19 protein-coding genes are annotated in these 19,344 nt (G+C 37.8%); 9 read left to right on the forward strand and 10 right to left on the reverse strand.

Going from position 1 to position 19,344, the window contains the following annotated elements:
* Positions 1 to 130: 130 nt before the first annotated feature.
* Both O0931_RS10225 and O0931_RS10230 read right to left on the reverse strand, forming a co-directional pair.
* Positions 131 to 1,303 carry a FecR family protein gene (locus O0931_RS10225; RefSeq protein WP_269415478.1) on the reverse strand — a complete coding sequence of 391 codons (1,173 nt, stop codon included), beginning with the start codon at positions 1,301 to 1,303 and terminating at the stop codon, positions 131 to 133.
* A 126-nt stretch (positions 1,304 to 1,429) separates the two neighbouring features.
* Complete coding sequence (locus O0931_RS10230; RefSeq protein WP_269415479.1) at positions 1,430 to 2,008, reverse strand: RNA polymerase sigma factor; 579 nt, start codon at positions 2,006 to 2,008, stop codon at positions 1,430 to 1,432.
* A 174-nt stretch (positions 2,009 to 2,182) separates the two neighbouring features.
* On the opposite strand from O0931_RS10230, the gene O0931_RS10235 reads away from it, so the two are divergent.
* The 3 genes from O0931_RS10235 (at position 2,183) to O0931_RS10245 (ending at position 4,717) form a co-directional block, all read left to right on the forward strand.
* Positions 2,183 to 2,485 carry an ArsR/SmtB family transcription factor gene (locus O0931_RS10235; protein WP_269415480.1) on the forward strand — a complete coding sequence of 101 codons (303 nt, stop codon included), beginning with the start codon at positions 2,183 to 2,185 and terminating at the stop codon, positions 2,483 to 2,485.
* Positions 2,486 to 2,497: 12 nt separating this feature from the next.
* The gene (locus O0931_RS10240) at positions 2,498 to 3,598 is read left to right on the forward strand and encodes an NADH:flavin oxidoreductase (RefSeq protein ID WP_269415481.1); all 1,101 of its coding nucleotides are present in this window, start codon (positions 2,498 to 2,500) and stop codon (positions 3,596 to 3,598) included.
* Positions 3,599 to 3,835: 237 nt separating this feature from the next.
* Positions 3,836 to 4,717, forward strand: coding sequence for a pirin family protein (locus tag O0931_RS10245; RefSeq protein ID WP_269415482.1), 882 nt, complete (start codon positions 3,836 to 3,838; stop codon positions 4,715 to 4,717).
* Between the two features lies 1 nt (position 4,718).
* On the opposite strand, the gene O0931_RS10250 is transcribed toward O0931_RS10245, so the two are convergent.
* The gene (locus O0931_RS10250) at positions 4,719 to 5,906 is read right to left on the reverse strand and encodes a porin family protein (RefSeq protein ID WP_269415483.1); all 1,188 of its coding nucleotides are present in this window, start codon (positions 5,904 to 5,906) and stop codon (positions 4,719 to 4,721) included.
* Positions 5,903 to 6,526: an RNA polymerase sigma factor gene (locus O0931_RS10255; protein ID WP_269415484.1), complete on the reverse strand. Its 624-nt coding sequence runs from the start codon at positions 6,524 to 6,526 to the stop codon at positions 5,903 to 5,905. Before O0931_RS10255 ends, O0931_RS10250 begins: the two co-directional genes overlap by 4 nt.
* A gap of 176 nt (positions 6,527 to 6,702) precedes the next feature.
* On the opposite strand from O0931_RS10255, the gene O0931_RS10260 reads away from it, so the two are divergent.
* Positions 6,703 to 7,563, forward strand: a complete 861-nt coding sequence (locus O0931_RS10260; protein ID WP_269415485.1) for a hypothetical protein — start codon at positions 6,703 to 6,705, stop codon at positions 7,561 to 7,563.
* A 55-nt stretch (positions 7,564 to 7,618) separates the two neighbouring features.
* Here the strand turns inward: O0931_RS10260 and O0931_RS10265 are convergent, their stop codons facing one another.
* Both O0931_RS10265 and greA read right to left on the reverse strand, forming a co-directional pair.
* The gene (locus tag O0931_RS10265; protein ID WP_269415486.1) at positions 7,619 to 8,011 is read right to left on the reverse strand and encodes an HIT family protein; all 393 of its coding nucleotides are present in this window, start codon (positions 8,009 to 8,011) and stop codon (positions 7,619 to 7,621) included.
* 83 nt (positions 8,012 to 8,094) lie between these two features.
* The gene (gene greA, locus O0931_RS10270; protein ID WP_269415487.1) at positions 8,095 to 8,568 is read right to left on the reverse strand and encodes a transcription elongation factor GreA; all 474 of its coding nucleotides are present in this window, start codon (positions 8,566 to 8,568) and stop codon (positions 8,095 to 8,097) included.
* 535 nt (positions 8,569 to 9,103) lie between these two features.
* On the opposite strand from greA, the gene O0931_RS10275 reads away from it, so the two are divergent.
* The gene (locus O0931_RS10275) at positions 9,104 to 10,981 is read left to right on the forward strand and encodes a M1 family metallopeptidase (protein ID WP_269415488.1); all 1,878 of its coding nucleotides are present in this window, start codon (positions 9,104 to 9,106) and stop codon (positions 10,979 to 10,981) included.
* Positions 10,982 to 11,049: 68 nt separating this feature from the next.
* On the opposite strand, the gene O0931_RS10280 is transcribed toward O0931_RS10275, so the two are convergent.
* The gene (locus O0931_RS10280) at positions 11,050 to 11,526 is read right to left on the reverse strand and encodes an OsmC family protein (protein WP_269415489.1); all 477 of its coding nucleotides are present in this window, start codon (positions 11,524 to 11,526) and stop codon (positions 11,050 to 11,052) included.
* Positions 11,527 to 11,669: 143 nt separating this feature from the next.
* Here O0931_RS10280 and O0931_RS10285 point away from each other — a divergent pair, with 143 nt between their 5' ends.
* Entirely contained in the window at positions 11,670 to 12,131 is a 462-nt protein-coding gene (locus O0931_RS10285) for an N-acetyltransferase (protein ID WP_269415490.1), read from the forward strand.
* A gap of 3 nt (positions 12,132 to 12,134) precedes the next feature.
* On the opposite strand, the gene O0931_RS10290 is transcribed toward O0931_RS10285, so the two are convergent.
* Positions 12,135 to 13,058, reverse strand: a complete 924-nt coding sequence (locus O0931_RS10290; RefSeq protein WP_269415491.1) for a 2-hydroxyacid dehydrogenase — start codon at positions 13,056 to 13,058, stop codon at positions 12,135 to 12,137.
* Between the two features lie 216 nt (positions 13,059 to 13,274).
* Between O0931_RS10290 and O0931_RS10295 the strand changes: the two genes are divergently transcribed.
* The 3 genes from O0931_RS10295 to O0931_RS10305 all read left to right on the forward strand — a co-directional run bounded on the left by O0931_RS10295 (position 13,275) and on the right by O0931_RS10305 (position 17,223).
* Positions 13,275 to 15,767 carry a TonB-dependent receptor gene (locus O0931_RS10295; RefSeq protein ID WP_269415492.1) on the forward strand — a complete coding sequence of 831 codons (2,493 nt, stop codon included), beginning with the start codon at positions 13,275 to 13,277 and terminating at the stop codon, positions 15,765 to 15,767.
* Positions 15,768 to 15,866: 99 nt separating this feature from the next.
* Positions 15,867 to 16,421, forward strand: coding sequence for an NUDIX domain-containing protein (locus O0931_RS10300; RefSeq protein WP_269415493.1), 555 nt, complete (start codon positions 15,867 to 15,869; stop codon positions 16,419 to 16,421).
* A gap of 55 nt (positions 16,422 to 16,476) precedes the next feature.
* Positions 16,477 to 17,223 (forward strand): lysophospholipid acyltransferase family protein, encoded by a 747-nt coding sequence (locus O0931_RS10305; RefSeq protein ID WP_269415494.1) that lies wholly within the window; start codon positions 16,477 to 16,479, stop codon positions 17,221 to 17,223.
* A 42-nt stretch (positions 17,224 to 17,265) separates the two neighbouring features.
* Here O0931_RS10305 and O0931_RS10310 read toward each other — a convergent pair whose 3' ends face one another.
* Both O0931_RS10310 and O0931_RS10315 read right to left on the reverse strand, forming a co-directional pair.
* Positions 17,266 to 18,015, reverse strand: a complete 750-nt coding sequence (locus O0931_RS10310) for a LytR/AlgR family response regulator transcription factor (protein WP_269415495.1) — start codon at positions 18,013 to 18,015, stop codon at positions 17,266 to 17,268.
* A gap of 96 nt (positions 18,016 to 18,111) precedes the next feature.
* Complete coding sequence (locus tag O0931_RS10315; RefSeq protein ID WP_269415496.1) at positions 18,112 to 19,143, reverse strand: sensor histidine kinase; 1,032 nt, start codon at positions 19,141 to 19,143, stop codon at positions 18,112 to 18,114.
* Positions 19,144 to 19,344: the final 201 nt, after the last annotated feature.

A 19,344-nucleotide genomic window follows, 5' to 3' on the forward strand; every position in this document is an offset into this window, starting at 1 on the left:
AGAATAGTTGTATCTCACAATTTTTACGATTAGAATAAAGCCTTAATTATGCCGGGAGCGTTGCCGCGCTTCCGGTTTTTCAGCTATGCTTTATGCTAAAATTATCGAAACCGATGATGGAAAGTATACGTTAAGGCATAACTAAAATCCTCCTCTCTTCAATTTTGAAATGAACATCTCCGGTAGCTTGTAGGGTTTCCAAAACTTCGTTTACACTGTTAAACCTCGAAATTCTCCCGCCAAAAAGTTTATCCATTTTAGCACCGCGATATGCAATGTCTACATTGTACCAGCGGGAAATTTTATTCATTATCGTTTGTAAATTCTCATCATTGAAACTGAAAAAGCCATCTTTCCAGGTTACGGCATCTTCCGCATCAACATTTTTTATTAAAACAGCTGGTGATGAAGCTGCAATTAACGACTGCTGACCAGGTTTTAAAATATCAGAGGCTAACGAACTCAAATTCAGAATCCTGACTTTCCCCTCAAGTAAGGTTGTTTTATTATTTGGTTCATTTAAATATGCATTAATATTGAAATGTGTACCCAAAACCTCAACCTGTTGGTTTCTGCCTTCGCCAATCTCGCTGTTTACTTTGAAAGGAACCCGGCTGCCATTTTTGGTTAATAACTTTGTCACTTCGAAATAAGCTTCACCCTTCAATTGTACCAGCCGCTCTTCATTATTAAATGCCGTTGGATATTTTAAAGATGATTCTGCATTCAGCCAAACCTTCGTGCCGTCTGGCAAATTGATTTGATACTGGCCGCCCCGCGGTGTTTCAATTGTATTATATAAATTTTTAGTTTTTTCTGCTGTTGTAGAAACAACTGTATAGATTAATTCACCATTTTTTGTTTTGGTAATGTTGATGCCGGCCTGGTTGGCTATTACGCCATTTGTTGCGTCGCTCAAAGAGATTTTCGAGCCATCGGCCAGTGTCAGAATTGCTTTGTTTCCACCCGGTTTAATTATCTCCTGCTTATTTTTAGCTAAACTTTGCCCTTTAATTTGTTTTTTAATTTGATTGTTAATCACAAACCCAATAAAAAATAACACGACTGCCGCGGATGCAACTTTTAACCAAAGTGTATAATTTTTTCTTGATTTTAATTCAGTTTTTGCCTCAATAGCCTGCCAGATTTGGGTTCTGGCTTCAATAATATCATTATGGTTTAATTCAGATTTTTTTTCTGAAAGCTCGGAAAGGTGCCACGATTCTACCAAAGCTTTTTCCTGCTCCGTACAAAGTCCGTCTCTGTATTTTTCTAAAAGTTTTTCAACTTCAGCTTTATTCATCACTATAATATATTTGGCTAATTAAATACATGTAGGATAACCCGGGTGCAGGTAGTAGATGAATAAAAAATATTTTTATTTTTTCCCGAAAAACCGCTTGAACGCGGCGAAAATACGAATGCCGGATTATCTGACGAATAAAATAATGGCAATTGATATGAAAGATGTAAGCTTTAAACGAAGTACCTTCAAAGCATTACTCATTTGTTTTTTAACGGTTTTATCTGATAGGTGAAGTATTTCTGCAATCTCTTTTTGCGAAAGGTGTTGCTGACGACTCATTTCAAATATTTGCCGCATTTTTGGTGGTAAAAGACTAATCTCCTTTTCAATAATTGATGCAAACTCTTTTTCGCGTATATAATCATCCGTAATACAATCGCCAAGCTCCGCAAAGTTCTTCAGGGATAACAAATAATTGGACTTCGATTTATTTTTATCCAGCCAATCGAAAACTTTATATCGAACTGCTGTATATAAGTAAGCGGATAGCTGGGATTTGATTTTAATATCCGGATTACTCCACAGATAGACAAAAATCTCCTGAACAATATCTTTAGCATCTTCCCTTTCAGAGACTAATTTACACGCATAGATATATAACAAACCATTAAAGCGTTCATAAATTTCTTCAAATGCACGCCTATCCCCGGCTTGAATCAGAATAAGAAGTTCGTTATCCGTTAATGAATTATAGTTAGACATTTGGTTAGAATGATTAAACGAATGTAAGGATAAGTTTAAATTAAATCCTAACAAATTTTGCATTATATATTTAATTTAAAACGTTTTATTAACGATTATAAAGGCTTTTACATCGTATTGTAAACTTTAGTTTTATAATTGGTATATCGGGAAAAGTCGATATATATTTGCAGTATGGATCAAGTCGAAATTTTCAAAGCCCTGTCAAACAAAACCCGTTTACAAATTTTAAACTGGCTTAAAGCACCTGCAGAAAATTTCCCTGATCAGCCAAATGCCGATTTCGAAAATGTAGGTGTTTGTGTCGGGCAAATTCAGGTTAAGGCGGGTTTATCTCAAAGTACAATTTCCGAGTACTTATCCATTTTACAGCGTGCCGATTTAGTTTGCGCAACGCGGGTTGGCCAGTGGACTTATTACAAACGCAACAAAGAAGGTTTAGCGCAGTTAAGTAAAATCATCAATTCCGAATTATAAATTAAAAAAAATATGAATACAGATAGTTTATTCAGACCATTTAATCTGAAAACATTAAATACAAGAAATAGGATTGTAATGGCGCCAATGACGCGTTCATTCTCACCTGATGGTGTTCCGACAGCTGATGTTGCGGATTATTACGCAAAAAGAGCCGCAGGTGAAGTTGGCTTAATTTTATCAGAAGGAACAGTAATTAACAGGCCTTCATCTTCAGCCGACCCGAATATTCCGCATTTTTATGGCGAAAAAGCATTGGCGGGATGGCAAAAGGTAATTAATGATGTTCACACCAAAGGCGGCCAGATGGGGCCACAAATCTGGCATCAGGGGATTTCAGCAAATCATGCTTCAGGTTGGGTGCCAAATACACCGTTTGAAGGTCCGTCGAGTTTTAACAGTCCAGGGTTTGAGAATGGTGTTGCCATGACAGATGCTGCAATTGCAGATACGATTGCGGCATTCGGCCAGGCTGCTGCAGATGCAAAAGCTTTGGGCTTTGATACTGTTGAAATCCATGGTGCGCACCAATATTTAATCGACCAGTTTTTCTGGGATGCGACCAATAACCGTAGGGATATGTGGGGTGGCAAAACACTTGCCGAACGTACACGCTTCGCCGTTGAAGTGATAAAAGAAGTGCGTAAAAGGGTTGGTGAAGACTTTGCCCTAATCATTCGTTTATCACAATTTAAACCTGCTGCCTACGATTTCAAACTAGCCAAAAACGAAAACGAAATGGAGCAATGGTTAGCGCCAATGACTGATGCCGGTATAGATATTTTCCACTGTTCACAACGCCGTTTCTGGGAGCCGGAATTTGAGGGTTCTGACTTAAATTTTGCCGGTTGGGCTAAGAAAATTACAGGCAAAGCCACAATTTCTGTGGGTTCCGTTGGCTTGGATGGCGATTTCTTTGGTGCATTTGCCGGTCAAAGTTCACAACCAAGTTCGTTAGATGAATTGGTACGCAGAATGGATAGAGGCGACTTCGATTTAGTTGCTGTTGGCCGTCCGCTTTTATCTGATCCGCAATGGGTAGAAAAAATTAAAGCTAACCGCACCGACGAATTGAAAGGTTTTACCAAAGAAGCTTTGGCTGAATTGGTTTAAAATCTATATACATTTTAAGGGGCATCTCGAAAGGGATGCCTTTTTTATGAACTTTCCTCGTTGTAATGACGATATTCAAGAGCGCAAGGCTTGCGCTCGTTTTTAACGAGTACAGACAGGATAACGACTGTGTCGTAAAAAAAATAATTTTTAAAAAAATGAATTGACTCGCACCCCAAACTGATATTTTTTCATTTAGTTTTCATTAAATTCACCTCATCAAACAAAGTAAATCCCATGTCGAATATCAAACTGGTTATAGATGAACGCCCGGCTAACATTGGCAACTTTATGGTTGGCAGGTTATTACCTTTCAGAGAAAAGCGAATGGTTGGGCCATTTTCTTTTATCGACCATATGGGCCCGGCGGCCATGGGCGACCACGAAAACCTCGATGTTCCGCCACATCCACACATTGGGTTATCTACATTAACTTTTTTGTTTGAAGGCGAAATTACACACAAAGATTCTCTTGGAAATAATGTGGTGATAAAACCTGGCCAGGTAAACTGGATGACTTCAGGAAGCGGAATTGTGCATTCGGAAAGAACACCGGAGCATTTAAGGCATACCGATAAAATGCTTCATGGTTTGCAAATATGGGTTGCCTTACCAAAGGCTTTAGAAAAAATGGAACCTGAATTTTTCCATGTTGAAGAAAAAGACATTCCACATTGGGAAGAAAATGGCTTAAAGTTTAAGTTAATCGCCGGCGAAGCTTTTGGAAAAAAATCTGCTGTTCCGGTTTACAGCCCGCTTTATTTTATCGAAATAAAAAGCGCAGCTAGACAAAAAGTAAATATCGGCGATGATTTATTTGGAGAAAGCGCTTTATATATTTTAGAAGGCGCCATCGAAAGCGAAGGCCATATTTTCGAACCAAAACACATCCTTATTGCCAATAATGCGAAGTTATGTGCATTTGAAATGCATGAAAATACAACAATTTATATTTTTGGCGGCGAACCTTTTCCTGAAGAACGTTTTATGTACTGGAATTTTGTTGCCACCGACAAAGCCTTGATTGAAGAAGCGAAAACAAAATGGCTAAACCAGAGTTATAAACCAGTTCCAGGCGAAACAGATTTTGTTCCTCTGCCGGTTCAAAGTTTGCGTTAACCTAATTCGATTTTCTGAATAAGTTCATATTTACCGAAACGGCAACCCCTGTGGATGACAGTTTTGAGTTGCCATAGCCAATATTGGTTAACGGAATTTTCATAAACGGACGGGCACTGATGCTTAATTTGCTGTTTATTTTATGTCGAAATTCTACACCAATATTTGCTATTCCTAAATAATGCTGGTTTTGATTTTTAACTTCGTAACTCGCCGGCCCTGGATAAGCAGAATTATAAGTATAACTATATTTTTCTTTAAGCATTAGGTAACTTGACAAACCTGTACTAACCGACACTGAATTCCTTTTTCCATTAAAAACTTTATAGTTAACATTCAACGGTATATCAATTACATCACAATTGGCGTATACATTTGTTGGTTCTGTTTTAAAAACGTACGATGAGTTCGGATTATACAGACTGAAATCAGACTCATAAATCTTTTTGGCATAAGCCGCACCGGTTGTTATACTTAATCTTTTCGTAAGTGAAAAAGTAAGTTCTGCACCAATACTTCCACTTAAATTACTTTTGCCGGAATATTTTACAGACGTTAAATCAGGCGCCGCCAGAATACTTAAAACAAATCTTGGCCTGCTGCCCGATTTCTTTACAACAACTTTATCTTTCGGTTGACCAAAATCCGTCGGAAAAGTTTTTTTCCCATTAAAAACCACCAGCTGGTTTAAGTTTTCTAATGACAGTGAATTGTTCAAGGCAGTCGTATTTTCTAATAAATTCTTATTTAAGGCGTCGGGTTCCAAAATCGGATTTGATGCGTTTTCAGCCTTTGCCGAGTTTTTAAGCATAGAATTTTTAATAACTGATTTATTCACCCTTGCCACCTGTTGATTTTTCTGAGGCAACCCATCATTTTTCTCGGTTTTCAATCCTTTCTGATGTTCATTTTCAACGTCTGTTTTCTTGCCATCATTTTGTTTCGCCTTCGTTTTTACAACAGCATTTGGATTTGATTTTTTTTCAGCAGGTTTTATAACAAAAAATACAATTAAAAGCATTGCAGCCAATCCGCTTAATGCGGAAAACCAAATTACCGGCGCAATTCTGCGTGTTGGTTTCGGATGTAAATGCTCCTCCAGCGCCTGCCAATGTGCATCGTTAAAAGGGATGTCAGGGTGCTCCAATCCTTCTTTAAATAAATTATCTATATCGTTCCCTATTTTCATTTTGTGTTTGTATTAAAATCTACTCTCCCCTTGTTTGCATCAAAAGCAACCATTTTCCGCTCGTAAGCATTTATAACAGGTGCTTTAAGCATATCCTGCAGTTTTTGCCTGGCCTTAAATAAATTGGATTTTGAAGTTCCGACAGAAATAGAAAGCATTTCTGAAATTTCCTCATGCGAATAACCGTCTATTGCGAAAAGGTTAAAAACCGTTCGGTAGGCAGGTGTTAACTTTTGAACAAAAGCAAGTAAATCTTCGTAAGCTAATTTTCCATAAACAGATTGCTCCTGTGCAATTTCATTATGTTCCGTAATATCAGCATGATCAGCAAATTTCAAGTTTGCACGGTAATAATCAATAGCTGTATTGGTTATAATGCGACCAATCCAGGCTTTGAAAGGCTTATCTTGCTCGTATTTATCAATATTTTTAAAAACCTTAAAAAAACCATCATTAAGTATTCCCGCAGCATCCAGCCGGTTATTTGCATAACGTAAACAAATGCCCATAGCAAAGCCATAGAAATGTTTATAAAGTGCTTTCTGCCCTTCCCTTTCATTTCTAATACAACTTTTAATGTAACTGTCTAATACATATTCATTATTGCCACTTGGGTTCACTAATTCTCCTTTCTAACCATCCATACGGTTAAAAAAATAAAAGGTTGCCTGGAAATTAATAATTTTTTATTCCTCTAAATGAAGCATGTCCTTTCTTAAAAATTATGCTTCAATCTGGCAACCTTTTAAAGGCAGCGAGCGTAACAGGAATAAATACACCTTAAAACAAAATCATTATGCTAATCTACTTAAAAAAGAATCTATTGGCAATCGCTTGTATAGCCATGACATTTACTGCCTGTAAGAAAAATAGTTCGGAAGAACCTACAACACCATCTGCTTCTAATAACAAGGGGATACAATTGGCTGCTGATGCCAAATTTGGAACAGTACTGACGGATAAAGATGGTAAAACTTTGTACTTTTTTTCATCTGATGCTGCTGGTGTGCCCACCTGCACCGGTGGTTGTGAAACGACCTGGCCACTTTATTATTCAGCTGATGCCAGTACAGATTTAAACCTGAACAAATCCGAAGTTGGTGAGGTTATCAGAGCCGATGGCCGCAAACAAAGTACTTACCGAGGTTATCCGCTTTATTATTTTGCCAACGATACAGCAAAAGGCGACGTAAAGGGAGACGGTGTGGGAGGAATCTGGTTTGTGGCCAAACCCGATTATTCATTAATGCTGGCTAACGCGCAGTTGTCTGGAAACAGCGTAAATTACACCAGCACTTATACCATCGGTGATGGAAAAACCATTTATCTAACCGATAGCAAAGGCCGTACCTTGTATGCTTTTGCTCCAGATAAAAATGGTGTAAATACCTATACAAAAGGTGTTGCACAGGAAGGTATCTGGCCGGTTTACGAATCGGAAGCACTTAACGTACCTTCAGCTGTAACAAAAACCGATATTGGTGTAATTACGGTAGCTGTAATTAACAAAAAACAATTAACCTATAAAGGGTGGCCATTATACTACTATGTACCAGATGTAAAAAGAGGCGATAACCAAGGCTTTCTGGTTGGAAAAACACCAGGTTCAGTTTGGCCGGTATTACAGTTGAATACCACGATTGCCCCGGCACAATAGAATGTGTGGGTAAAAGGAGCCGGCTGATGTTAGGTTAGCCGGCTTTTTATGATTCTTATAGTAAAGCCTGCCTGATTTTTTCAGCAGCTTCAGCCAGTTCTTCCTGCGTAGGGTTTAATTTTTCTTTGCTGAAATTCATATCGCTTACACTATTCATGGGAATAAGATGAATGTGCGCGTGAGGAACTTCTAATCCGATTACGGAAACACCAACTTTTTTACAGGGAAAAGCTGTTTTAACGCCTTTCGCTACAATCTTCGCAAACATCCAAAGACCAACATACAGGTCTTCTTCCATGTCGAAGATGTAATCCACTTCTATTTTAGGAATCACTAAAACGTGTCCCGCAGTTAGGGGCTGAACATCCAAAAAAGCTAAATACTCTACAGTTTCAGCAACAACATGTGCGCTGATTTCGCCTGCAACAATTTTCGAAAAGATAGTCATAAAGGTAGAAGGTTAAAAAGGTTGAATTACAGGGTTTGAAAGTGGAAAGTCAGCCTTACGCCATCTACCTTCCATCCTCTACCTTATCTTGAGATTTCTAAAACTTCGAATTGCATTTTACCTGCAGGCACTTCAATATCGGCAAATTCTCCAACAGATTTACCTAACAAACCTTGTGCAATAGGCGATTTAACCGAAATTTTTCCCGTTTTTAAATCTGCCTCACTTTCTGCCACCAATTGGTAAGTCATAGTAGCACCGTTTTTAACATTTTTAATTTTAACTATCGATAAAGCTAAAACTTTCGATAAATCTAATTTCGATTCATCAATTAAACGGGCATTAGCTAATGTATTTTTTAATTTCGAGATTTTAGCTTCATGCAAACCCTGTGCTTCTTTTGCTGCATCATATTCTGCATTTTCTGATAAATCTCCTTTATCTCTGGCCTCAGCAATTGCTTTAGATATTAGCTGACGCCCTGTGGTTGTTAGATAATGAACTTCCTCTTTTAATTTATCTAATCCCTCTTGTGTATAGTACGTTACCTCTGTCATTGCTCTGTTAATTTTATTCAAACACTGTAAAAAACAAACAAGACTACATAGTTGGTTTCCTACATAGTCTTGCTTCAATTATAACGAAGATAAATTGCGGAAATTACAAAAGCAAATAAATACACAGGATTTTTATGATTAGCCAGTATTTTCAGGACTAAAGGATTTTAAGATTAAGATTTGGTGGAAATTGTTCACGCAGATTGACGCAGATTTTAGTTATTAAACTTTAAAATTAAATGTAAATGTTTCCCTCAGATTTTCGCTGATTTTGTCCGCAGATTAATGATAAAGTATTCAAGATTGAATTTTAAAAGTAAATGCTAAATATTTCCCGCAGATTTTCGCTGATTTTAACCGCAGATTAACGCTGATTTTAGTTATTAAGATTATAGAATTAAGATCAAAAAAATGCTCTATATTGAAATCCCCGAACATTTGCGTTCTTTTTCTGCGTAAATCTGCGGGAAATCCTATTAACTCCTTCACCTTAAATTCATCCATTATTTTTAGCTTAGTAGAAATTATTTAAAAAATGAAAAAGTTAATCTCTATAGCCCTTCTGGCTTGTTTAGGAAGTTATGCCGTATCAGCACAGGAACTTTACATGCCCAGAAACATTAAAGCAGCTTACGCAAAAGGTACACGTTCCATGAACGGTAAACCCGGACCAAATTACTGGCAAAACCACGGTAAATATAACATGGATATTAAGGTTGATGCCGGTACAAAAATAGTTAGCGGAACCGAAGAAATTGTATACAGCAACAACAGTACAGATACCCTGAAAACACTGGCTATCCGATTTGTAAACAACCTGCACAAACCTACTGCACCAAGAGGCGGAAGCGTTAGTCAGGATTTTTTAAGTGCAGGTTTAAATATTTCCGCATTTTCTGTTGATGGCGAAACCATTGCCGTAAACTCTAAAGATTGGGGAACAGTGGGAAATGTGAGGCTGAAAAAACCTTTGGCTCCGAAGTCAAAAATTACTGTTAAAATAGACTGGGATTACCCATTATCCAAAGAAAGTGGTCGCGAAGGGCAAATCGATCCAAATACTTTTTATGTTGCCTACAGTTATCCGAGGATTTCTGTTTATGATGATTATAACGGTTGGGACAGAATTCCGCATACGGATAGAGCTGAATTTTATAATGATTTTAATGATTACACTTTTGCTGTTAAAGCACCTAAAAACTACGTCGTTTATGCTACCGGCGATCTATTAAATCCTGATGAAGTTTTGCAACCTGAGATTGCTTCGCGATTGAAAAAATCTTATTTAACAGATGAAATTCAGCACATTGCAACCGAACAGGAACTGAAAGATGGCAAAGTTACCTTACAAAAAGACTGGAACACCTGGAAATTTAAAGCCAATCACATTACTGATGTTTGTTTCGGCTTAAGCAGTACTTATCTATGGGATGCCGCAAGTGTGGTGGTTGATGCAAAAGCCAACAGAAGAGTAAGTACCCAGGCCGCTTATAACGTAAAATCGAAAGACTTCCCCAACTCAGTAAAGAATAACTTATATGCATTGGCCTGGTTTTCCAATAACTGGCCGGGCGTTCCTTATCCTTTCTCAAAAATGACTGCTTTCCAGGGTTTTGCCGATATGGAGTATCCGATGATGGTAAACGATTCTGACACCGGCGACCCGGTTTTTGCACAATTGGTTCAGGATCATGAGGTGGCACATACCTACTTTCCGTTTTACATGGGCATTAATGAAACCCGTTATGCCTACATGGACGAGGGCTGGGCAACGACCTTAGAATATTTAATCGGTATTGCCGAGCGGGGCAAAGAAGCTGCTGATAAATTTTATAAAGCATTCAGGGTTCAGCGTTACATCAACGATAAATCTGCGGAAGAAGATCAACCTATAATTTCGATGTCAGACCAGGTTTCGGGTTCAGGTTATGGAAACAATTCATACGGAAAAGCCTCACTTTCTTATATTGCTTTAAAAGATATGCTGGGTGATGATTTATTCAAAAAAGCATTGCATCACTATATGGAAAACTGGAATGGCAAACACCCCATTCCCTGGGATTATTTCAACTCGATGAATAGCGGTTCCGGCCAGAATTTAAACTGGTTTTTTCAGAACTGGTTTTTCACCAATAATTATATCGATTTAGCGCTAACAAAACCTCAAATCTCCAGCGGTAAGGCAACTTTTGTAATTAAAAATGAAGGTGGATTTGCAATTCCATTTGATATTCTGGTAACCGATGCCGAAGGCAAAACGGAAACCATCCACAAAACACCAGCAGTTTGGAAAGTGAATCAGAAGGAAATGACGATGACGATTAATACGAACCGTAAAATAAAATCGATTAAATTGGATGGGGGCATTTTTATGGATGCGACACCAACGGATAATGTTTACGAAGTAAAATAATTTTTAGTTTACAGTTGGCGGTTTTCAGTCAGGGAAACTGCCAACTAAAAACGAACAGCGAAAAACGATTAACCATTTTCCGCTTTACAGCTTGCTTCATGCTTAACAGGAAAATTCAATGAATTTGCAATAAAGCACATTTTATTTGCTTCTTTATGCAGCGATTCTGCCAATTCGAAATGTGCCTTATCCGCTATCAAAACCTGTGGGTGTAACGTTACCTCTCTAAATTTACCGCTCCCATCTGCCGATTCTTCCATTGTACCAACGGCCTCATCTTTATAGTCAATTACCACAATTTCGTTTTTCGAACACAGGTGCAAATACCAAAGCATGTGGCAACTCGAAATCGAAGCCAGCAATAAATCTTCGGGATTGTATTTAGATTTATCGCCTAAAAAAGCAGAATCTGATGAACCGGAAATATCGGCTTTACCGGTTACAGAAATTAAATAATCGCGATCATAAGAGCGGTAATCCATTGTACCCGAGCCTTTATTGCCCGTCCAGGTTACCGTGGTTTTGTATAGGTGATCTTTCGGCATGATATATTAAGTTAGAATTGTATTGCCAATTTAAGAAATTAAGATGGATTTGAGGTAAGTTTTTTGAGGAAATTGGGAAGGTAGTTGAGCGTTGATTTGTAAATATTTATATTCGCTTGGCCACCGTATTATTGATTCGTCAAATGCTACTTAACAAAACCTTCCTAACATCATCCCAAAAAACCCAAATCTCCGCCATCTGGAATAATGAATATCCAAAATCGTTAAGCTTTACGGATTCGAAAGGCTTTGATAATTACCTGGCAACTTTATCAGAACCACTTCACTATATACTCGAAAGTGAAAGTGGTGCATTACTGGCCTGGGCCTGCAAATTTATCAGGGACAATGAAAAATGGTTTGCCGTAATTCTGGATGAAAAAATTCACGGGCAAGGTAAAGGCACATTGCTATTAAATGCACTGAAGGAAGATGAACCTGTTTTAAATGCCTGGGTTATCGATAAGGAAGAGGCCTTAAAGCTAAACGGAGAAATCTACAAGTCGCCATTGAACTTTTATCTAAAAAATGGTTTCCTGGTTTATCCGGAAATTAGATTGGAAAACGAAAAAATGTCTGCAGTAAAAATTAGTTGGAAGAAATAACGGCTATAAATCTTTCAGTTTATCTGCCAATACCTCTGAAATTTTCCGGTAAGAATCGAATGTCCAGCCACCAACATGAGGTGTTAAAATTACTTTATCATTCGCTTTTAATGCTTCATACCAGCTTTGTTCACCCAAAGCAGGGAATTTTTCAGTTTCCAGAACATCCAGGCCAGCACCTAAAATCTTACCCGATTTTAAATTATTCAGTACGGCTTTCGTATTCACAATTTCACCTCTGGCCGTATTAATAAAGAAAATCGGCTTTTTGAAATGAAAGAAATATTCATCATCAACCATCTGCCTGGTTTCGCTGGTTAACGGAATATGCAAACTAAGTACATCACTATGTTTAACAATTTCTTCCATGCTTACCTCTCGGGCAAAGGCATCACTAAAACCGGTTTTATACTTATCATACGCCATTACATCGACCTCGAAACCCGCCAGCTTTTTGGCGAAACTTTGCCCCATGAAACCATAACCGATTAGACCAACTTTTTTGCCTTTCAATTCGTAACCACGGTTGCCTTCCCTATCCCAAATGCCGTTTCTAATTTCGATATCCGCCCTGCGGAAATTATTCATTAACGACAATAGCAAACCTGTTGCATGTTCGCCAACGGCATCGCAATTTCCTTCTGGCGCGTTAATCAGTTGAATGTTACGTTCAAAAGCAATTTTATCATCGATATTATCCAAACCTGCACCGGCACGGGCAACAAACTTCAAATTGGGCGCAGCAGCGAAAATTTCAGCATCGATACGGAACTTCGTTCTAACGGCCAGGCCTTCATAACCGGCAATTCTACTCAAAGTTTCCTGACGGGTAATTTTTGGTTCATCATCTACCTCATAACCAAGTTTAATCGCCTGTTCTTTAAAAGCAGGATGCAAATCATCAACAATTAATATTCTTTTACTCATGACAAGACAAAAGTAACGTTTTCAGAATTCATCAATTGTAATATTGTTTGATTGTTGTTAAAAAATGCCTGACCTAAAGCAGTAAAAATACCGGAGAATAACAACAAAAATATTACTTTAAAACAGCTGTAATAAAATAGTTACGGCAATGGTTTTAAACTTCCTTGCCGTTTCTTTGTCACTCTTTAAGAAAACTAATAAAACTTTATAAATTTAATGAGACTTTTACAATCCAAGACGATAAAAATCACAACCTTTTTTCTGCTCTTCTCCTTTACTCTATTTGCTCAAACCGGCAGTAAAGCCAAAATTACCGGCATACTAAAAGATGCCAAAACACAGGAAACCATTCCTTTTGCAACAGCTGTTTTAATCAATAAAGAAACAAAGGCAAATGTTAAAGTTGCCCAGACGGATATGAATGGTGCTTTTACCATGGCCGATTTACCCACCGGAACATTCACCTTCAAAATAAGTTTTGTTGGTTATCAAACGATGGTTCGGGATAACGTTTCAATTACCGCTGCAACTGGTACTTTAAATTTTGGCGAAATAAAGATGAATGCCGCTGCCGGAAACGTATTGAAAGACGTTACCGTAACTGCTCAGAAAGCAGCTATACAAATGGGTATCGATAAAAAAGTTTTTTCTGTTGACCAAAGTTTAGTTAGTGAAGGTGGTTCTGCGGGCGACTTATTGCAAAACGTGCCTTCTGTATCTACCGATATGGACGGGAACGTAAGCTTGCGTGGTTCAACGGGTGTAAAAGTTTTAATTGATGGTAAGCCATCGTTAATTGCCGGCGGAAACGTTGCTCAAATTTTGCAATCTATTCCGGCCAGTTCGATCGAAAGCGTAGAAGTAATTACAAATCCATCGTCAAAATACGATGCTGAAGGGCAATCGGGGATTATAAATATTGTGTTAAAGAAAAACACGAAGCTGGGCTTCAATGGTTCTGCTGCTGTAACCGCCGGTAATCGCGATAACTATAATGCGAACACAAACTTAAGTTTTCAAAACAGCAAAATTAATGTTTACGGAAATTATAGTTACCGCTATGGTAATCGACTGGGTGGTGGTTTTCAGAACATAACGTACAAAAATTCACCGAGCTCCACATCATTCGCAAATCAAAATACATCTTCAGGTTCTCTAGATAAAGGGCATAATGCAAAAGCGGGTATTGATTATTATGTAGCACCAAAAAGTGTTTTAAGTTTATCGGGCGGATTTAATGCCAGAGAAAATGACCGTAATGAAGCCATCAGCATCCGACAATTGGGCGCGACATCAAATCCGGTTTTACTAAGCAATAGAAATAACATCACAAGCGGTACCGGAAACAGCTACGATTTAAATCTGGATTACAGCCAAAAGTTTAAAAAACCTAAAGAGGAATTAACCTTCAACTTTGGTTATTCTTACGGAACAAATGATAACGACCAAACATATAATACCAACGTTACCAATTTAAACGGAACTGCAGTAAACCTGAATCGAAGTTTACAGCGGACATTCAATACCGGCGATAATACCAACTATAACATTCAGGCCGATTATACCCTGCCTGTTGGGAAAGCCGGAAAAATTGAAGCCGGTTACCGCAGCCAAATTCGTTTAGGTGATAACGGTCAGTATGCAGATTCAATTCTGACAGCAACAAGTATATATGTTCAAAACAACAAGCTGATTAATAACTTCGATAGTAAAGACCAGGTTCATGCGCTTTATTTAAATTATCAGAATCAAATTAAAGATTTCGGCTATCAGTTGGGTTTAAGAGCCGAAGATGCCCGTTTAGATACACATTTAGAAGGTTACACGAATAACCTGTTAACATCCAGTGCAGGAAATATCCACTATAAAAGATTATATCCAAGTGTTTTTTTAACTCAAAAACTAAAAGGCGATAACACCATTCAACTAAGTTATACGCGTCGTGTTAACCGCCCGAGACCATGGGATACCAATCCATTTTTAGATGTCTCAGATCCGTTGAATTACAGGGCCGGTAATCCGAATTTATTACCGGAAGATGTGCACGCTTTTGAGTTAGGCTACAGCAAATACTTTAAGAAGGTAACTTTAACATCGAGTTTATATTATCGTCAAACCAATGATGTAATTCAGAGGGTAAGAAGTACACCTGATGTTAATGGCATTATCACTTCAACCCCTCAAAACCTTTCCCGTCAAATTAACAGCGGTTTAGAATTAATTGGCCGTTTCGATTTAGTTAAAGCTTTAAACTTTACAACAAATGTAAACTTATACCAAAGCAAGTTTTTTGGCGATGATCGTTTTAATATTGCAACAACAAGCGGTTTCAGCTGGAACGCGAATATAACCGGAAATTTAACGGTTGTTAAAAACCTATCGATACAGGTTCGTGGCGATTACCGCGCACCAGAGGTTATGGCACAGGGAAAACGTAATGCAATGTATGGCATAGATGGCGGTGCAAAATACGATTTCCCTAACAAAAAAGCTTCACTGAGCTTCAATGTCAGAGATGTGTTTAACACCCGCAGATGGAGCATGACAACTGAAGATGCATCAACGATTGTTGACTTCCAGCGTCGGATGCAGGGTACAATGGGCAACCTGACTTTCTCTTATCGTTTTGGTAAAACATTATTCAACAGCACAAAGAAACCTAAAAAAGAAGAACAGCAGGAAAACAGGCCGGATGAAGGCTCTTTCTAAAAACAATACAAAGGCGTTTTGAAGAATTTCAAAACGCCTTTTTCTGTGTAAGTAAATTAACGCAGCCGTCCGTTTCAACCATATTTTCTATCTTGCAACATGGAAGAGATCAATCCCTGGCAAACACTAGAAAGCGAAATAAAATACGACAACAACTGGATCCGGCTTACCGAACACCAGGTTATAAATCCAACGGGAGGAAAGGGCATTTATGGTGAAGTGCATTTCAAAAATCTGGCCATCGGCATTTTGCCATTAGATAAGGATTATAACACCTGGCTGGTTGGGCAGTATCGTTATCCCCTTAAAGCATACAGCTGGGAAATTCCTGAAGGTGGCGGTCCGCTGGATGAAGAACCTATTGAGAGTGCCAGGCGGGAATTAATTGAAGAAACCGGCATGACGGCTAAAAACTGGAAAGAAATTCAGCGCATGCATTTGTCAAATTCGGTTAGCGATGAATTAAGTATTATCTATGTTGCTACAGACTTAATTCAGGGTATTTCGATGCCCGAAGAAACGGAACAACTGGTTGTTAAAAAGATGCCTTTTGAAGATGCATATCAGATGGTGCTGAATGGTAAAATAACAGATTCGATGAGTGTTGCTGCAATATTAAGAGCAAAACTGATGATGCTGAATGGTGAATTGTAATTTCAAATTTTCACATTCGGATGAATGATTATCTTTGTGATATTAAAACCAGTCAATGAGTAAGTTTTTCGGCTACATTTTAAGCCCAATATTTTATATTTTCTTCGGATTAAGCCTTTGTATTTTTCATCCGATACAATGGATTTGCATTAAACTTTTTGGTTATAAAGCACATAAAGTTTCGGTTGATGCCTTAAATTTTTTCCTGACTTATTGCCAGATTTTCCTGGTAAACACTATTTCTTTTAAAAATGACTTCGACTTACCAACTGATAGGCCAATAATATTTGCAGCCAATCACCAAAGCATGTATGACATTCCATCGCTGATTTGGTTTTTACGTAAGCACCACGCAAAATTTATTTCCAAAATCGAGCTTACTAAAGGCATTCCATCAATCTCGATCAATTTACGTGTTGGCGGAGGCGCAAACATCGATCGTAAAGATAATAAACAAGCGATTTCAGAAATTATCAAGCTTGGCCGAAGAATGAAAGACAACAACTGGAGTACCGTAATTTTTCCCGAAGGAACCAGGGCTAAAGATGGCCGGCTAAAAACTTTTCAGTTTGGCGGAATTGCAACTTTACTTAAGGTTGTACCCAATGCACTGGTTGTGCCGGTTGCAATTGAAAACTCATGGAAAATTGTACGTTTCGGAATGTTTCCCTTAACCACCGGAAATGCATTACGCTGGACGGTTTTAAAACCTATAGAGCCAGGCATTAAAACACCAAACGACATTACTTTAGAAGTTGAAACGGAGATCAGAAAAGTTTTAGGTCAGTCAATAACTGATTAATCCCAAACACGCTCCATCTTCCCTCATCCATCTTCCATCCCCCTATATGTTCTTATTGCCGATAACCTTGAAAAATTCATCGCGATAGGTATCCCCAACAGGAATAATCTTTTTATTAATGGTAATTCGGCTTCGCTCGATGCTTTCAATTTTATCCACCGCAACAATATAAGATTTATGCACCCTGATAAACTGACTTTGAGGCAAAGCCTCTTCCATCTTTTTCATACTCTGCAGGGTGATGATTCGCTCATCCTTCGTAAAAATTGAGATGTAATCTTTCAACCCTTCGATGTATAAAATATCGTGAAGGTATATTTTTTGAATTTTATGCTCTGTTTTAACAAAGATAAAATCCTGAACAGGATTTGGTGAACCTGAAAAAGGTGCCGGTGTTATTAAAGGTTGTATTTGCGGAGGCGCAGCATCAGCAGGCTTGGCCTGATTGTGTACTTTTTCTACAGCTTTATAAAAACGATCGAAAGCAATTGGTTTCAAAAGATAATCCGAAACGTTTAAATCGTAACTCTCTAAAGCGTATTGAGGATAAGCCGTTGTTAAAATATAATGACATTTATTACCGGCAATTTTCAGGAATTGAATTCCGGTAAGCTCGGGCATCTGGATATCAAGAAAAACCAAATCAACCCCACCACCCTGAACAATTTGTAAAGCTTCGATCGGGTTTTCGCATCTTTTAACCATTGTTAAAAAAGGTACTTTGGATATATAATCTTCCAAAATATCGAGCGCTAATGGTTCATCATCAACAACAATACAGTTTAAGTTCATTTTTTATCAAGTATTCAGTTCAGGTATCTAATATTAAGGCCGGATGTTTCACCTGCCCTTGCTTTTCACTTTGGTCTTTAGCCTTTCGGCTTTTTATTAAATATCAATCATCAACTCGCAAGTATAATGAGTAGCCGAATTTACAACATTTAATTTATATCTGTCGGGATAAATCAATTGAAGCCGGCGCTCAACATTAGTTAAGCCTACGCCACCCTGTGCATCTTTATTCTGGTTATTCTTTTTATTGATAACGCTGAAATGTAAAATCTTTTGATTTGCTATAATCTCAATTTTGACCGGCTCCTGCGGGTCGGTAACAACACCGTGTTTAAATGCATTTTCTACAAATGATATTAACATCAAAGGCACAATTTTCTGATCATCAATTTCGCCGTTCAATGTCATTTCAACAAAAGCACCATCTTTAAACCTGATTTTTTGAAGCTCAATATAATTTTTCAGATAATCGACTTCCTTGCTTAACGAAACTGTAGGCGTGTTGCTTTCATAAATCATGTAGCGCATAATTTCTGAAAGCTTCATTATTGCATCAGCTGTTTTATCCGATTTCTGGTAAGCCAGCGAATAGATATTATTAAGCGAATTAAATAAGAAATGTGGGTTTAACTGAGATTTTAAAAACTGAAGTTCCATTTCACGGCGCTCACTCTCGAGGTTTCGTTGAATGCTTTGGCTTGAAAACCAATCGATAATGAAACTGATAATACAACTGCTAACCAGAAAAAAACCACCGGAAAAAATGCTATTAATGGCAAAAGCATTTACTGAAAACTCTCGTTCCTGCCCATCCATTCTGTACTTTAAAAGCTCTTCTGGATTTAAGACAGCGATAACCGTTTTAATTAATGAGGTGGCGGCAATTAATACGATAAATGAAATTACGAAAAGCCAATATTTCTTATGTTTTTTAATAAATTCAGGTATCAGGAAAATATAATTTATGTAGAATACAGAGACATTAATTACCCCAAAAACACCAAAAGACAAAATGTAATCTTTCATTGTATGTGGTTCCTTTTCAAAAAATAAAGCCAGGCCAATAATTAAAAGAATTATTCCCCAGAAGATGATATGCAGTATTAATGGCCCTTTACTATTTTTCATATTGTACAATTATAGAAATGCAGGTTATCAGACCTACAAAAAATGATGCAACCAAAATAAAGAAAGAAATATTCTTATCCACCAAACAATCTACCAACGGGCATTTTTTTTCTACGAACGGCCCAATTGGCAAAATTTATCGACAAACGCCAAAAATGCCCGTTTATCTATAATCTTTAACACTTGGTATAATAGATTTTA

The sequence above is a fragment of the Pedobacter rhodius genome (genome assembly GCF_027213645.1).
In the GTDB taxonomy this organism is placed as follows: Bacteria; Bacteroidota; Bacteroidia; order Sphingobacteriales; family Sphingobacteriaceae; genus Pedobacter; species Pedobacter rhodius.

Bases quoted from the DNA above. Each gene is read 5' to 3' on its own strand.
- O0931_RS10275 (WP_269415488.1), top strand. From the start codon at position 9,104: ATGAAAAAGTTAATCTCTATAGCCCTTCTGGCTTGTTTAGGAAGTTAT.
- O0931_RS10305 (WP_269415494.1), top strand. From the start codon at position 16,477: ATGAGTAAGTTTTTCGGCTACATTTTAAGCCCAATATTTTATATTTTC.
- greA (WP_269415487.1), bottom strand. From the start codon at position 8,568: ATGACAGAGGTAACGTACTATACACAAGAGGGATTAGATAAATTAAAA.
- O0931_RS10245 (WP_269415482.1), top strand. From the start codon at position 3,836: ATGTCGAATATCAAACTGGTTATAGATGAACGCCCGGCTAACATTGGC.
- O0931_RS10260 (WP_269415485.1), top strand. From the start codon at position 6,703: ATGCTAATCTACTTAAAAAAGAATCTATTGGCAATCGCTTGTATAGCC.
- O0931_RS10235 (WP_269415480.1), top strand. From the start codon at position 2,183: ATGGATCAAGTCGAAATTTTCAAAGCCCTGTCAAACAAAACCCGTTTA.
- O0931_RS10290 (WP_269415491.1), bottom strand. From the start codon at position 13,058: ATGAGTAAAAGAATATTAATTGTTGATGATTTGCATCCTGCTTTTAAA.
- O0931_RS10300 (WP_269415493.1), top strand. From the start codon at position 15,867: ATGGAAGAGATCAATCCCTGGCAAACACTAGAAAGCGAAATAAAATAC.
- O0931_RS10250 (WP_269415483.1), bottom strand. From the start codon at position 5,906: ATGAAAATAGGGAACGATATAGATAATTTATTTAAAGAAGGATTGGAG.
- O0931_RS10265 (WP_269415486.1), bottom strand. From the start codon at position 8,011: ATGACTATCTTTTCGAAAATTGTTGCAGGCGAAATCAGCGCACATGTT.
- O0931_RS10295 (WP_269415492.1), top strand. From the start codon at position 13,275: ATGAGACTTTTACAATCCAAGACGATAAAAATCACAACCTTTTTTCTG.
- O0931_RS10240 (WP_269415481.1), top strand. From the start codon at position 2,498: ATGAATACAGATAGTTTATTCAGACCATTTAATCTGAAAACATTAAAT.
- O0931_RS10225 (WP_269415478.1), bottom strand. From the start codon at position 1,303: ATGAATAAAGCTGAAGTTGAAAAACTTTTAGAAAAATACAGAGACGGA.
- O0931_RS10285 (WP_269415490.1), top strand. From the start codon at position 11,670: ATGCTACTTAACAAAACCTTCCTAACATCATCCCAAAAAACCCAAATC.
- O0931_RS10230 (WP_269415479.1), bottom strand. From the start codon at position 2,008: ATGTCTAACTATAATTCATTAACGGATAACGAACTTCTTATTCTGATT.
- O0931_RS10280 (WP_269415489.1), bottom strand. From the start codon at position 11,526: ATGCCGAAAGATCACCTATACAAAACCACGGTAACCTGGACGGGCAAT.
- O0931_RS10315 (WP_269415496.1), bottom strand. From the start codon at position 19,143: ATGAAAAATAGTAAAGGGCCATTAATACTGCATATCATCTTCTGGGGA.
- O0931_RS10310 (WP_269415495.1), bottom strand. From the start codon at position 18,015: ATGAACTTAAACTGTATTGTTGTTGATGATGAACCATTAGCGCTCGAT.